The sequence below is a fragment of the Paenibacillus physcomitrellae genome, from assembly GCF_002240225.1.
In the GTDB taxonomy this organism is placed as follows: Bacteria; Bacillota; Bacilli; order Paenibacillales; family Paenibacillaceae; genus Fontibacillus; species Fontibacillus physcomitrellae.
In genome coordinates this window covers 4,096,707-4,109,504 of the sequence record NZ_CP022584.1, presented here as the reverse complement: position 1 = coordinate 4,109,504, position 12,798 = coordinate 4,096,707, and the positions used below count along the sequence as shown (strand labels likewise).

The window sequence follows — 12,798 nt, the reverse complement described above, 5'->3', positions numbered from 1 at the left end:
GCAGCCGCTCGGCCTGCGGCGTGGAATCTGCCGCCGCTGCGTGGCCGGCGGCATGGAAGTCCGCCGCGCTTTAGGCTGCGCGGCGGCCAGATTTGCCCCGGGCGAGCGGCTAGCCCCGCCCGGGATAAACCAACAAGGCAGCCCCCATTTACAAAGGGGGCTGCCTTGTTGCTGTGCCGGTCTAAACCCGGCCGGATAACACCATCCGGCCTCACCTGACCGGCACACCTGCGCATCGCCCTGATTGGTTCCCCAATCAGCGGCTTTTCACTTTTTCTGCCGCGCTCTGATTCTCCGCGTCCGGCTTCCCGGTAGCTGCCGTCTCCGCATCCGGCACCTCGTGAACCTCGGCTTTTATCGGCCTTACTAAATACCCGTCGGCGATTTGATAAAATCCCACGAAATGGTCCGTGTTGTTATGCCGGTTTACCGCTTCCTGATCCTCCCACTTCTCAATCCATACAAAGGTATTCGGCTCTTCGACGGCTTCATACAGCAGAGAGCATAAATTACCGGACTCCTCACGCGTTTTGCGCTGCAGTATCCCCGCCTGCTCAAGGAAATCCTCGCGTTCAGACGGATGAACATAGAAATGAGCCTGAATCATGATCATACGAACAGCCTCCTTTGCTAAGTTGTCATTCAGCTTGCAGCCAGGTCATTCAGCTTGCGTTGTATTCATGTGCAGCTTGAGAGTTCTCTCAGCTTGCTGCTTCTTAAGGTATATAACCCTGTGCTGACTTAAACTAACAGAGGCTTTGACTATGACCCCTTAAACCCCTAAGCTTCGGCCATTACGTCGCGATGATGATCCATCATGAGAATCGCTTTGAATCCTTTGAATCGCTTAGATCACTCAGATTATTCAGATCGCTTTGATTCCATTCAATCATTAGATTCAATTTGAACCGCTTTGAACCGCCGCCAGCCAGCAAACCCACAGGCCAACCCGGCCTTACTCCACCGGCCTTTGTCTTCTTTGGTACGCCCAATGGTTGGTTGGACCATGCCCGTGCCCAATGCCCAGGCTGTCCTCCAGCGCAGCCTGGATAAAAGCTCTTGCCCGGCCTACCGCTTCGGTCACTTCAAGTCCTGAGGCCAGACCGGCGGTGATTGCCGCCGAGAAAGTGCAGCCCGTTCCATGCGTATGCGGCGTGGATACTCTAGTCCCGGCAAATTCCGTAAAGCCGCTTCCGTCATACAGCAGGTCCACCGAACGTTCAGAATCTCCTTCTTCATGTCCGCCTTTAATGACGACATAGGCCGTTCCGAGCGCGTGCAGTCTACGTGCGGCTTCCCGTTTGCCTTCGCTTCCCGAGATCTTCATCCCGGTCAGCCTTTCGGCCTCCGGCAGATTCGGGGTAACGACCAGCGCCTGCGGCAGCAGGTGGCTGCGCAATGCCTGCACAGCTTCCTCCAGCAGCAGCTCAGCCCCGCCCTTGGCAATCATAACCGGGTCTACCACCAGCTTCCTCCAGCCAAAGCGGCGGATTTGTCCGGCTACCTCTTCGATGATGTCCGCGCTGAACAGCATCCCGGTCTTCAGCGCGTCCGGCGCCAGATCCTCGCCGACCGAAGCAATCTGCGCAGCCACAGTTTCCGGCGGCACGGGATGGACGCCCTGTACGCCTAGTGTGTTCTGAACCGTTACAGCAGTCAGCGCAGACATCCCGTATACCCCTAATTCCTGAAAAGTCTTCAGATCGGCCTGGATCCCCGCGCCGCCCCCACTGTCAGATCCTGCTATCGTTAACGCTTTATACACGCGGTTCATATCCTATTCCTCCTGCTTCGTCCACTTGGATTTCCGTTATAACCGCTTCCCGAAGCACAGCTTCCGGAGACAGGTTATACAATTCGTTAAGCAGCTCGATTTGAAAAGCGCCCGGACCCGTCTCCGCACTTTTGGCGGCCGCGAGCGAGGCCGCCACACCATAACCTGCCAGAGCAGCCGCTCCGGACAGCAAAGTATTATTCTCGACTGCACAATAAGCCCCGATAATGGAAGTAAGAAGGCAGCCTGTTCCCGTTACCCGGGTCAGGATCGGGTGACCTCCTTCAATTTCATAAACGGTTTCACCGTCGGAAATATAATCTTTGGGTCCCGTTACAGCTGTTACGGTATTCCAGCGTTTGGCCGCCCGCTGCGCAAGCTCGGCCGGATGCTGTCCCTCCGGCAGTTCGCCGGCATCCACGCCTTTAATCGCCCAGTTCTCGCCGATCAGGTTGGCTACCTCCGCCGCATTTCCGCGGATCACATCCACTTTAACCGTGCTCAGTATCCGCTGCGCCGTTTCGCTGCGGAATCTTGTCGCTCCTGCCGCTACCGGATCAAACAGAACCGGCACCCCGGCTTCGTTGGCTCCTTGAGCCGCGAGCAGCATCGCTTCCACCGTACTGCCGGTTAACGTCCCCATATTAAGCACCAGGGCGCCCGCTTTGCCGGCCATTTCTGCCGCCTCTTCCACAGCTGATGCCATAACGGGGGAAGCTCCCAAAGCGAGCAGACCGTTGGCTGTAAAATTTGTGACCACCTCGTTCGTAATGTTATGAACCAGTGGATTCACCCGGCGGATCCGCCCGATAAGCGGTGCGGCTTCCTTTACGATTTCGTTTCCTCTTGCTGACATGAGATCCCAACCTTTCCGGGAGCCTGAATGCGGCTGAACTTCCGGTTCCTTCCCCGCGCAATTCGTCCATAAAACAACAAAAAGACACTCCGCCTAAGCAGAGTGTCCCTATCACCCGGATCACTATCTCCCTACGCTGGCATTACCCAACAGGTTCGAACGGTCTACGACGGATCAGTCGTACTCTCAGCTTGCTTCCGCAGGCTCCCATGCATATGAGTTTGTTTGTTGCAGCTTGTTCTTATGCCCTCATTTTACCACAAGCAGCACCTTTATTTCCTGATTTATATAAAAATCTTACACGATGTCCAGCGGCACCTTGCTCGCCGGAGCCGGGAAAACGCCGTCCATATCGGCAAGCTCCCGAGCCGTCAGCCGAATATCAGCCGCCGCGGCGTTGTCCTTCACATGCTGCGGCTGCACCGCTTTAGGAATAGCCAATATATCGTCTTCGCGGATAACCCAGGCCAACGCAATCTGGGCCGGGGTGGCGCCGCGTTCTTTCGCGATGCGGCCAATAACCGGATGCGTAAGCAGCTCGCGCCGCAGCTGCCCGCCTTGTGCCAGCGGACAATAGGCCATTGTCGGCACATGATGCTGCCGCGCCCAAGGCAGCAAATCCACCTCAATGCCGCGTGAAGCGGCATGATACAGTACCTGGTTGGCTGCGCATTGATCCCCGCCCGGCAGACTCCACAGCTCCTCCATGTCTGCTGTGTCGAGGTTGGAGACTCCCCAGGCGCGGATTTTCCCCGATTGCCGGAGCCCCTCCATGGCCGTCACCGTTTCTTCCAATGGAATATCTCCCCGCCAATGCAGCAAATAGAGATCGATGCAGTCGGTGCCAAGCCGTTTCAGGCTTTGGTCGCAGGCACGCTGCATTTGCGAACCTGCCGCATGATGAGGGTAAACCTTGGAGACGATGAATACCTGATCCCGGCGTCCCTGGACCGCTTCTCCCACGACCCGTTCCGCGCCGCCCTCCGCATACATTTCCGCTGTGTCGATCACCGTCATGCCCAGATCAATGCCAAGCTGCAGCGCGTAAACCTCCTGTTTGCGCTGATCCGCCTTCTCCCCCATATACCAGGTTCCCTGCCCGATAGCCGGAACCCGGTTCCCCGGGGTAAGTTCAACTTGTCTGTTCATCCTCTTCGTCCTCTCCATGATTCCATGATGATTTGCCAGTCCATGATTAATCCTTGTACAGGCGGGTATGTAATGCTTGTAGACCTTATCTCCCTTTTAAAGAAACGGTCCGGCGCCTTGCAGGCCGGGATTGCCGTTTCTTCTTTTGTTTACCCTTAAATACGTCAGGACTACCCCTAGTCTGAAATACTGCAAATGCTATAAAAACCTAAACACACACAGACAAGGCCTGTGTGCTTTAGGTTTCTCCTGTCGGGGTGCGCCCCCTGCGCTATTCTTCAACCTCTTCTTCAACTAATCCTCTCTGGTTGGGAACCCTTGCCCGGACGCCTCATAGGCTTGAAGCACGGCATCCAGAACACCCGGAAAACGGTAATCCAGATCTTCGGCACGTACCGAAACCAACCGCTGCGTCCCCTGGCTGCGGGTAAATATCACACCGGATTCACGCAAAGTGCGAATATGATGGGACAACGTTGATTTGGCAACCGGAACCTCGAAATAATTACACGGATTCTCACCGTACTTGCGGATTTGCGACACAAGATATAAACGAATAGGATCGCTTAAAGCATATAACACGGAAGAGAGCTCGATATCGTCCCGATCCGGATGGTACAGTACTTTCATTTGAAAGTCCCCTTCGCTGCAAAGAAATTTGGGTACAACTTCTTGAGATGTTTTAATCTTTCGTCGGGCTTTGTCCTAAAATTTCTGTAAAATCACTCGAAACGGACGAAAGACAACGGCCGCTTCGAAATTTAAATTCCTAATTGCATTTTAAAACATCTCATGCTATATTTCAATTGTTCGATGATCTTAGAACAATAAAACAGATAAGAGTGGGTGAGATTTTATGAAGGCAGCATCTCCTGATGTTTCCTCTTCCCTCCATACTGAGGGCCATGCACCACAAAGTTCAGGTTTAAAAAAGGAAGGCATATTGACGGTGCTGCTGGGGATTGCCGTTGTAGTGGCTATTATGAATACCTCTATGTTTAACTTGGCCCTTCCCGAGATTACCCAATCATTTGGCCTTTCGGATTCGGTTTCATCCCTGATTGTCACCGGCTATTCCATCATGTTTGCTATTTCTTCTATTACCTACAGCCGGCTTTCAGACTTTGTGCCGCTGCGGCGTCTGCTTGTAATCGGGCTGCTGACATTGGGGATTGCCGCCCTTGGCGGACTGTTCAGTTCAAGCTTCTGGCTGCTGCTGACGATGCGCGTGCTTCAAGCTGTGGGTGCCGGCGCAGTCATTTCCTTGTCGATGGTGCTGTTTACCCGCTATATTCCGGTTGAACGCCGCGGCAAAGCGATGGCCTTCATTATGTCGGCCGTTTCCCTTGGACTCGGTCTCGGTCCGGTGGCCGGCGGAGCGATCGTCGATTATTTCGGCTGGCGTTATCTGTTCCTGATTACTGCCATCAGTTTGCTGCTGGTCCCGCTGCTTTATCTGTTCCTCCCCCGGGAAACACCAAAGCGCGGCGTATTCGATACAGCCGGAGCAGTGTTCCTCGCTGTTGGCACAAGCGGAATTCTGCTGTTTCTGACCAACCATTCCTGGCCTGCGCTGGCTGCGGGGGTTATTGGGCTCGTTCTGTTTGTCCTGCGCATTCGCCTGGCATCAGAGCCTTTCGTTCAGCCTGCCTTATTCGCTAACTCAGCTTATGTAGCCTTATCCCTGGTCGGCATTCTTTCGTACCTGTGCAGCTTTGCGACCTTGTTCCTGATTCCGCAGATTTTGGTACACCGTTTTGATTTCAGCGCCAGTCATGCCGGATTCATTATTTTCCCCGGGTCTCTGCTGGCTATCATAGCTTCGCGTAAAGTCGGAACGATCATTGACCGGCATGGCAATCTGCATATTTTACGTTATGCTCCTTTGCTGGTGTTAGGCGCGACCCTTTTGTTTGCCTTGTTTGCCGCAAACTCCTGGCTGGCGATTCTGTTGATCTATCTGCTGATCAGTCTCAGCTTCACCATGCTGTCGAGCAGCGTTTCCAACGAAATCTCCCGCATTCTTCCTGCTTCTCAGGTAGGTTCCGGCATGGGGCTCTTCCAGCTTCTCCAGTTCTTTAGCGGCGCCTTCAGCGTAGCGGTCGCTTCCAGCGCTATGGAGTGGCAGAAAGGACTTTCCCTGTCAGCCGCCTATTCCAACATCTTCTGGGGACTGATGATCATGGCTCTGCTGGCCATCATCTCGTCTTATGTATATTTACGGAGCACCGGTTCTTTACGCTCCGGCAGCAAATCCGGTTCGCTTGACAGCTGATCGATCTTCCAATCACGCGCCGCCTTTAGCGTCGCTTTAAATAAATACAGGCCCTGCAGCGGAGTTTCTGCTGCAGGGCCTTAGTGTTTTATTGGGAGCGGATCAGCGGCTGACCCCTATTTTTTTTACGGATTACAAACTATTTCTTCCGTTTCAGCATCGCTTGCTTCCTCGTTCGAAAGATAAAAAAACGGAAGCCTCAAGGCTTCCGTTCCCATGCTCCCGCTTTCCCGGAAGCTTGTTCTTATGAGTGCTAGACACAATCAAAACTGAAAGTCGTCGTCGGTCAAAGGCTCTACGTTCAGCGCCTTCACATAACCGTTCCCTTTTTTAGAGAAAAAGTCATGCTGCTTGGTGTGTGTGCTGATACCGTTGAAGACGATCGGGTTCACTTCTTCTTCCTCAAACAGAGGGTCAAAGCCCAGGTTCATCATCGCTTTGTTAGCGTTGTAGCGAAGGAACACCTTCACGTCCTCGACCAGGCCAATCGGCGCGTAAATCTGCTCGGTATAACGTTCTTCGTTCGTATGCAGATAACGAAGCAGGCCTACCAGCGTTTCATGCGCATCGCGCTGTTCTTCTTCCGAAAGCTCGGCAAAAATCTCCTGAGCCAACACGCCGACATAAACGCCGTGAATGCTCTCGTCGCGGAGAATCAAGTCGATGATTTCGCCGCTGCAGGTCATTTTGCCTTGGCCCGCCAAATAAAGCGGGTAGAAAAAGCCGCTGTAGAACAGGTAGCTTTCCAGCAGCACGGATGCCGCCATCGCCAGGAACAGCTCCTTAGGCGAATTGATGTTGTTGTAATATTGGCGAATCGTCTCCGCTTTGGTCTGCAGATAAGTGTTCTGCTCCACCCAGCGGAAGACGGAGTCGATTTCTTCCGTAGAAGCCAGTGTCGTAAAGATGCTGCTGTACGATTTGGCGTGAATTTGCTCCATCATACCCATGAAACCAAGCACGGCTTTGCGCTGCAGGCCGTCCACATGCTCCATGATCTGAGGCATGCCGACGCCGCCCTGAATCGTATCCAGCAGGGTCAATCCGCCCAGCACTTTCATATAGGCGTCCTTCTGATCGTCGTTAAGCGTCAGCCAGGACATTTTATCGTCAGACAGCGGAATTTCATCGTCCGTCCAGAACTGCATGATATTCTGGTTCCAGAACATCAGCGTGAAATCGTCGTCCGGACGGTTCCAGTTCACCGCTTTGATTGCATTCATCCTTAATTCCCCTTCCTTTGATACCTGTCAAATGATACTGCCAAAGTTAAGGCGCTGCAGAAGCAGCGCCATGTCTCCCTCTCTTCTCAATCAGACGGAGCAAGTCAGACATTCTTCTACGGACAGCTTTTTGGTCCGCGTGTAATACAAGGATTTCAGTCCTTTATGAGCCGCGTACAGATAGAAACGAGCCAATTGACGTGTTGTCACGTTGCTGTTCACGTGCAGGATGGTCGAAATACCTTGGTCCACGTGCGGCTGAATCTCGGCGATGAGGTCCAGCACCTTGAACTGATCCATGTTATAAGAAGATTTATAGAAAAAGATATTATCGCGCTGCAAATAAGGCATTGGATAATAAGTCGTTGAATTCGCATAAGTCCGCGTTTCGATCTGCTCCACGATCGGCATTACGCTGGAAGTGGAGTTCTGGATATAGGAAATGCTGGCCGTCGGCGCAATCGCCATCCGGTAAGCATGGTACAGCCCGTTCTTCATAACAGCTGCTTTCAGCTCGGCCCAATCCTGCGGAGAAGGAAGCTCCAGGCCTTCGAACAAAGCCTTCACGCGGTCGCTGGTCGGACGGTAGTCCGTGTCCAGGTAGCGCTCGAAATAATGACCGTTAGCGTATTCGGATTTCTCGAAGTCCGCAAACGTTTCGCCGGTTTCAACGGCGATCATCATGCTTTTTTCGATCGAATAATAGTTCATGGCCATAAAGAAGGCACGTGCGAATTCTTTGGCGTCTTCGCTTTCATAAGCGATTTTGTTCTTCGCAAAATAGCCGTGCAGGTTCATCACACCGAGTCCAACGGAATGCATTTCGCGGTTGGCTTTCGCCACGCCCGGCGCATTGCCTACGTCGGTCATATCGCTGACGGAAGTCAAAGCGGTCATGCCTTCGTGAACGGACTCGCGGATCTTCTTCGACTCCATCACGTTTACGATGTTCAGCGAAGCCAGGTTGCAGCTGATGTCGCGGCGGATCTGGTCTTCCATGCCGTAATCGTTAATTTCGGAAGTTTCCTGCAGTTGGAAAATCTCCGTGCACAGGTTGGACATTTTGATCTGTCCGATGCCTTTCAAGGCGTGGTCCTTATTGGCGTTGGTTTTGTTCATAATATAAGGATAGCCGGATTCCAGCTGGACCATAGCGATCTTCGTCAGCATGTCGCGCGCGTTCATGACGGCTTTCTTCTGCACGCGGTCGTCTGCCATCAGCTTGTCATACATTTCGTCCATATCCATGTCATCGAGATGTACGCCGTAAGCTTTAAACACGCTGTAAGGACCAAACACATGCAGCGGCTGGTTGTCCTTCGCAAGCTCATAGAAACGGTTAGGGACAATCAGGCCGATGGACAACGTTTTGAGGCGGGTTCTTTCGTCCGCGTTGATCTTTTTGCTGTCCAGGAACTCGATAACGTCCCAGCCGAAAATGTTGTAGTAACCTGCGCCCGAACCTTTGCGTTGTCCCATTTGATCCGCATAGGAGAAAGCATCCTCCATCAGCTTCAGGACCGGCATGATGCCTTTGGCTGCGCCTTCCACGCCTTTAATGGCTTCGCCGCGTCCGCGCAGCTTGGACAGGTTGACCGCTACGCCGCCGCCGATTTTGGACAGCTGCATGCAGGTGTTCAGCACATAGTTAATGGAGTTGAGGGAGTCGTCCATTTCAAGCAGGAAGCAGGATACAAGCTCGCCGCGGCGGCTTTTGCCCGCGTTCAGGAACGTCGGGGTCGCAGGCTGCAGGCGCTGCTCCATCATCGAATGCGCCAGCGTGCAGGCTGTTTCGGCGTTGCCGCGTCCAAGATGGAGCGCAACTACCGCCACACGATCCGGATAATGCTCCAGATACTTGGAGCGGTCGTTGGTTTTTACCGCATAATCGGTATAAAACTTCGAAGCCGCCATGTAGGACTGGAACTGGAAGTTGTAGCTGTGCGTTATATCATAAACCCGCTCTACTTCGTCAGGTGTATATTTCTCGTAGAAATCCTCATAATAATCATTCTGAATCATATAAGCGACTTTCGCCGCCGTGCTTTCAAATTTCAGGCTCTTCGACTCGACATCCGCCAAAAACTCGCGAACCGCCTCGCGATCCATTTCCAATTGGAAAAATCCGTCTTCGCCCGTTTTCATCAACATGTTATTTAACTCAATATGCCGCAAACCGGCTCACCTCCTGTTTAAATCGTTCTGCATCTCCAAACGTTCCGGACAGCTCAAACTTGCTGATGACCGGAACATCATATTTTTCTGAAATAATGTCCGCGCTCTTCGCGAACCTGTCACCCCAGTTGCGATTGCCACTTGCCGCTACCCCGACCAGCCGGTCGTGATTGCGCTGCAGAAAAGAAGCGACCCGCTCCGGAACCTGTCCGAAGCCAGTCGTATATGTAACCAGTACAAAGGGCTCGTCAATAGTCATCGACTCGTCGATTTGCACGGCCTGCATTTTCAATTTGTTGATAAATCTTCTAACATTTCCTGTCTTGGAATCGTAGGCGATCAGCACTCGAAATCATCCTTTCACCCTTATCGGACGCGCTCTGGTGAGGATTTTGTCCTCTTGTGTCATTAAACGTATTCCCGGGCTTCAAAACCCAAGATCTAGATGCTGATATTAAATTTAACCTCTAGATATAGTGATGTCAATCCTACCAAAAGCCCGATAAGAGGGGGTTGTCCGCCGAAATTCCGCTCCTTAGCTGGGTTTCTGACCATTTTTCGAGGCGAAAAAAAAATAGAGAAAGCGGTTCGCTTTCTCCTGAAAACGTTTCCTGCCAAACTATGAAAATCAAATGTGATCTCTTTCAGAAACAGCCTCAGTCAGCCTTCCATAAATGCCCACAATTTCCTTCATCGGCATCCTGACAAGTCCGCTTGAAGACGGGGCCACAAACTCGTGCATGCCTTCGAGGAAAGGTTCCGGCTGAAATCCCCATTCCACCTTGTTCCGTCTGCTGTACTCCTTGTACACGCCTTTGCCGACGAAACAGACGACCCGCGGCCTGTAATTCAGCAGCTTCGCTTTCAGGATCTCGCGGCCTTCCTTGTAATCCTTCCGCGTTAAGTCATCGATGCCCTTTGTCGGCCTGGCCACAATATTCGTAAACCCGTAGCCCAGCTTCAGCAGCTCGCCGTCCTCGGACGGGTCATACAGCCGCGGCGTCAGGCCGGACTGGTACAGAATCCGCCAGAAGTTGTTCCGGGGATTCGCATAATGATGACCGGTTTCGCCGGAAATCAGACTCGGGTTAAAGCCGACGAATACAATCTGAAGGCCGCTGTCCAGATGATCCGGCACGCCGCCGGAGTCTGTGCTGCCTTTTTGCCCATAAATGTCCATGCTTGTCCCCCTCCTTGCTCCTGCAGGGTAAGGCTTCTGCTTCCGCTTTTGCTTCTGCTTTCTGCATCAATCTGATCCGATACGGTTACCTTTACCGGTTCCCTTACCGTTCTCTTTTTACTTTACCGTTACAGCCGCATGCCCATCCGACTCTTGTAGCGGTTTATGAGCACCTGTGAATCGACGCTCGTGATGCCTGGAAGAATGTACAGCTTCTCTTTCATGAATTCTTCCATCTCTTTGTTATCCGTGAACAGCGCATGCATATGAAGCTTGGACGGCCCGGTCATATGGTACAAACTCGTTACGACTGGCTCCTCAGCCAAAGCCTCTGCAACCCGCTGCAAATATTTAGGCTCCACCTCGACGTTAAAAAAAGCCGATACGGAAATTCCTATTCTCTCAGGATTTATGACGGCTGTAAAGCGTTCAATAACGCCTTCCTCCATTAAAGCATTAATGCGGGTCTGTACCGCTACACGCGACAGCCCGATCTCCTTGCCTAAATCTGTATACGAAATTCGGCCGTTGCTGTTCAGCTCTTTGATAATTTTGCGGTCGATCTCATCGAGCGTTACCCGGCCCTGCTCATCCATTCTCGACATCCGATTCACCTGCTTTTCAAAGATTCTGGATTGGTACTTATACCAGTCTCACCTTTTTCTCTGCCTATTAATATATCCTTTTTCAGTGAAAAAGCCAGTTCCTTTCGGATAAAAGTCCTCCCTCTACCGCTCGTCGTTCCAGAAGTTCACCGGCTTCTGCTCCGCCGTAATCACCGCAAATGCATAACCTTCTTTCTTGAGCTCGGCAAGAATCTTCGGCAGAACCTGAATGGTGGTGGGCAGATCATGCATGAGCACAACCGGGGATGTTTTATGGGCCGATATCGTTTTCACCTGCTTCATGACGTTCGCATAGGTTGAAGCGATATCCTCTTTAAACTTCCAATCCTGCGAATCCACGTTCCAGTCCCACAGATGGTAGCCCGCTCCCAGCACTTTATCCCGGAAGTCCTCCGTAAAATAAGGTTTGCTGCCGTAAGGCGGCCGGACCAGCGCCGATTTGACGCCTGCGGCTTTATAGAGTCTCTCGTTATCGTCGTCCATTTCCTGGAGCGCAGCTTCCGGCGTCTTGTAGAACAGTTCCTTCTGATGGGTCATGCCGTGCAGCCCTACCGCGTCCCCTTCTTTGACCATACGTTTTACCGAATCGGAATAAGAGCTGATATGATTGCCGAGCATAAAGAAGGTAGCTTTGACCTCATACCGGTCCAGAATATCCAGCAGCTGCCCGGTATGGGCGCTTGGACCGTCATCAAACGTCAGATAGAGGGTTTTGCCGGAATCGCCATGTCCGGATTTCGGGGGAGCCGGCTTGGCCTGCTGCTCCGCTTCCTTAACTGCCTTGAGATGGCTGTCGATTTCCGATTTGTGGGCGGCATCAAACTTTTCATTGTCCAAGGCTCCTTTGGCCGTCACTACCCGCAGCAGACGCTTGTCTGCCTCATAGGTAATCGGATACCCAAAGGATCTGGCCAGCAGACCGAGCTGCACCCGGGTGGAACCCTTTTCTACAAACATAGAGGTTTCTGCCTCCATACCATCCGGCTTAACCGCTTTCCCTCCGTCAGGTTCCAGAAGCAGTACAGCTCCGCCAGCCGAGGTCAGCACAATCTCTTGCGGTGTGCCCGTAAGCTTGAGACCAAGCAGCTGCGCGGCCTCACGTACCGGCACATAATAGCTGCCGTCCTTAAATACCGGAAGCAGGTCCGTCAGCTCGTCATTAAGCCCAAGCAGGGCGGTGGATGCGGCTGGGGCGGCTTTTGACGAAGCTTTTAATGAACCAGACGCTGCATTTGCCTGCGGGCCCGGCAGTGCCGCCAGCAGCAGACAGGAGACGAGCACCATCCAGAACGTGCGTTTTCCAGGCATAAATCCTTTCCCTCCAATCTCGTATTGGGTTAATCCTTTTATATCAAAAATAAAAAAACAAAACAAAATTTAAGATAAAAAATACTAGATTAGCCGCGTTTTCAGCGGCTTTGTCCGCAGCTCATCCAACCATCCAGCAGCGCGTCATGCTTGTTCCGCCAAGCGGCCGAGCGCTATAATAGATTCTATGAGGTTGAATACGAGAACATGAATGAAAGACAGGAGTTTGTGC

Annotated in this window: 12 protein-coding genes; 1 reads left to right on the top strand and 11 read right to left on the bottom strand. The window is 52.5% G+C overall.

What is annotated here, in order from left to right:
- Positions 1-256: 256 nt before the first annotated feature.
- From CBE73_RS18455 to CBE73_RS18435, 5 genes are all read right to left on the bottom strand, one after another.
- Positions 257-613: a putative quinol monooxygenase gene (locus CBE73_RS18455; RefSeq protein WP_094095479.1), complete on the bottom strand. Its 357-nt coding sequence runs from the start codon at positions 611-613 to the stop codon at positions 257-259.
- A 342-nt stretch (positions 614-955) separates the two neighbouring features.
- A complete protein-coding gene (gene thiD / locus CBE73_RS18450) occupies positions 956-1,774 on the bottom strand; it encodes a bifunctional hydroxymethylpyrimidine kinase/phosphomethylpyrimidine kinase (protein ID WP_094095478.1) in 819 nt (272 codons plus the stop codon).
- The gene (thiM, locus tag CBE73_RS18445) at positions 1,758-2,630 is read right to left on the bottom strand and encodes a hydroxyethylthiazole kinase (protein WP_094095477.1); all 873 of its coding nucleotides are present in this window, start codon (positions 2,628-2,630) and stop codon (positions 1,758-1,760) included. The genes thiD and thiM overlap by 17 nt, the downstream gene beginning before the upstream one ends.
- Positions 2,631-2,927: 297 nt before the next feature.
- Positions 2,928-3,779, bottom strand: a complete 852-nt coding sequence (locus CBE73_RS18440) for an aldo/keto reductase (RefSeq protein WP_094095476.1) — start codon at positions 3,777-3,779, stop codon at positions 2,928-2,930.
- A gap of 294 nt (positions 3,780-4,073) precedes the next feature.
- Positions 4,074-4,409 (bottom strand): ArsR/SmtB family transcription factor, encoded by a 336-nt coding sequence (locus CBE73_RS18435; protein WP_094095475.1) that lies wholly within the window; start codon positions 4,407-4,409, stop codon positions 4,074-4,076.
- 226 nt (positions 4,410-4,635) lie between these two features.
- Here CBE73_RS18435 and CBE73_RS18430 point away from each other — a divergent pair, with 226 nt between their 5' ends.
- On the top strand, positions 4,636-6,054 hold the full coding sequence (locus CBE73_RS18430) for an MFS transporter (RefSeq protein ID WP_094095474.1): 1,419 nt from the start codon (positions 4,636-4,638) through the stop codon (positions 6,052-6,054).
- A gap of 263 nt (positions 6,055-6,317) precedes the next feature.
- Here the strand turns inward: CBE73_RS18430 and nrdF are convergent, their stop codons facing one another.
- The 6 genes from nrdF to CBE73_RS18400 all read right to left on the bottom strand — a co-directional run bounded on the left by nrdF (position 6,318) and on the right by CBE73_RS18400 (position 12,566).
- Positions 6,318-7,277 (bottom strand): class 1b ribonucleoside-diphosphate reductase subunit beta, encoded by a 960-nt coding sequence (gene nrdF / locus CBE73_RS18425; RefSeq protein ID WP_094095473.1) that lies wholly within the window; start codon positions 7,275-7,277, stop codon positions 6,318-6,320.
- A 90-nt stretch (positions 7,278-7,367) separates the two neighbouring features.
- A complete protein-coding gene (gene nrdE / locus CBE73_RS18420; protein ID WP_094095472.1) occupies positions 7,368-9,452 on the bottom strand; it encodes a class 1b ribonucleoside-diphosphate reductase subunit alpha in 2,085 nt (694 codons plus the stop codon).
- Positions 9,439-9,798: a class Ib ribonucleoside-diphosphate reductase assembly flavoprotein NrdI gene (gene nrdI, locus CBE73_RS18415; RefSeq protein WP_094095471.1), complete on the bottom strand. Its 360-nt coding sequence runs from the start codon at positions 9,796-9,798 to the stop codon at positions 9,439-9,441. The genes nrdE and nrdI overlap by 14 nt, the downstream gene beginning before the upstream one ends.
- Positions 9,799-10,080: 282 nt before the next feature.
- Positions 10,081-10,632: a mismatch-specific DNA-glycosylase gene (locus tag CBE73_RS18410; protein WP_094095470.1), complete on the bottom strand. Its 552-nt coding sequence runs from the start codon at positions 10,630-10,632 to the stop codon at positions 10,081-10,083.
- Positions 10,633-10,760: 128 nt separating this feature from the next.
- Positions 10,761-11,237: a chromate efflux transcriptional regulator ChrS gene (gene chrS, locus CBE73_RS18405; protein WP_094095469.1), complete on the bottom strand. Its 477-nt coding sequence runs from the start codon at positions 11,235-11,237 to the stop codon at positions 10,761-10,763.
- 123 nt (positions 11,238-11,360) lie between these two features.
- A complete protein-coding gene (locus tag CBE73_RS18400) occupies positions 11,361-12,566 on the bottom strand; it encodes a polysaccharide deacetylase family protein (protein ID WP_094095468.1) in 1,206 nt (401 codons plus the stop codon).
- Positions 12,567-12,798 lie beyond the last annotated feature (232 nt).

What these genes read in the sequence shown, in the direction of transcription:
- CBE73_RS18455 (WP_094095479.1), bottom strand. Translation starts at nt 613, where the DNA reads ATGATCATGATTCAGGCTCATTTCTATGTTCATCCGTCTGAACGCGAG.
- thiD (WP_094095478.1), bottom strand. Translation starts at nt 1,774, where the DNA reads ATGAACCGCGTGTATAAAGCGTTAACGATAGCAGGATCTGACAGTGGG.
- thiM (WP_094095477.1), bottom strand. Translation starts at nt 2,630, where the DNA reads ATGTCAGCAAGAGGAAACGAAATCGTAAAGGAAGCCGCACCGCTTATC.
- CBE73_RS18440 (WP_094095476.1), bottom strand. Translation starts at nt 3,779, where the DNA reads ATGAACAGACAAGTTGAACTTACCCCGGGGAACCGGGTTCCGGCTATC.
- CBE73_RS18435 (WP_094095475.1), bottom strand. Translation starts at nt 4,409, where the DNA reads ATGAAAGTACTGTACCATCCGGATCGGGACGATATCGAGCTCTCTTCC.
- CBE73_RS18430 (WP_094095474.1), top strand. Translation starts at nt 4,636, where the DNA reads ATGAAGGCAGCATCTCCTGATGTTTCCTCTTCCCTCCATACTGAGGGC.
- nrdF (WP_094095473.1), bottom strand. Translation starts at nt 7,277, where the DNA reads ATGAATGCAATCAAAGCGGTGAACTGGAACCGTCCGGACGACGATTTC.
- CBE73_RS18410 (WP_094095470.1), bottom strand. Translation starts at nt 10,632, where the DNA reads ATGGACATTTATGGGCAAAAAGGCAGCACAGACTCCGGCGGCGTGCCG.
- chrS (WP_094095469.1), bottom strand. Translation starts at nt 11,237, where the DNA reads ATGTCGAGAATGGATGAGCAGGGCCGGGTAACGCTCGATGAGATCGAC.
- CBE73_RS18400 (WP_094095468.1), bottom strand. Translation starts at nt 12,566, where the DNA reads ATGCCTGGAAAACGCACGTTCTGGATGGTGCTCGTCTCCTGTCTGCTG.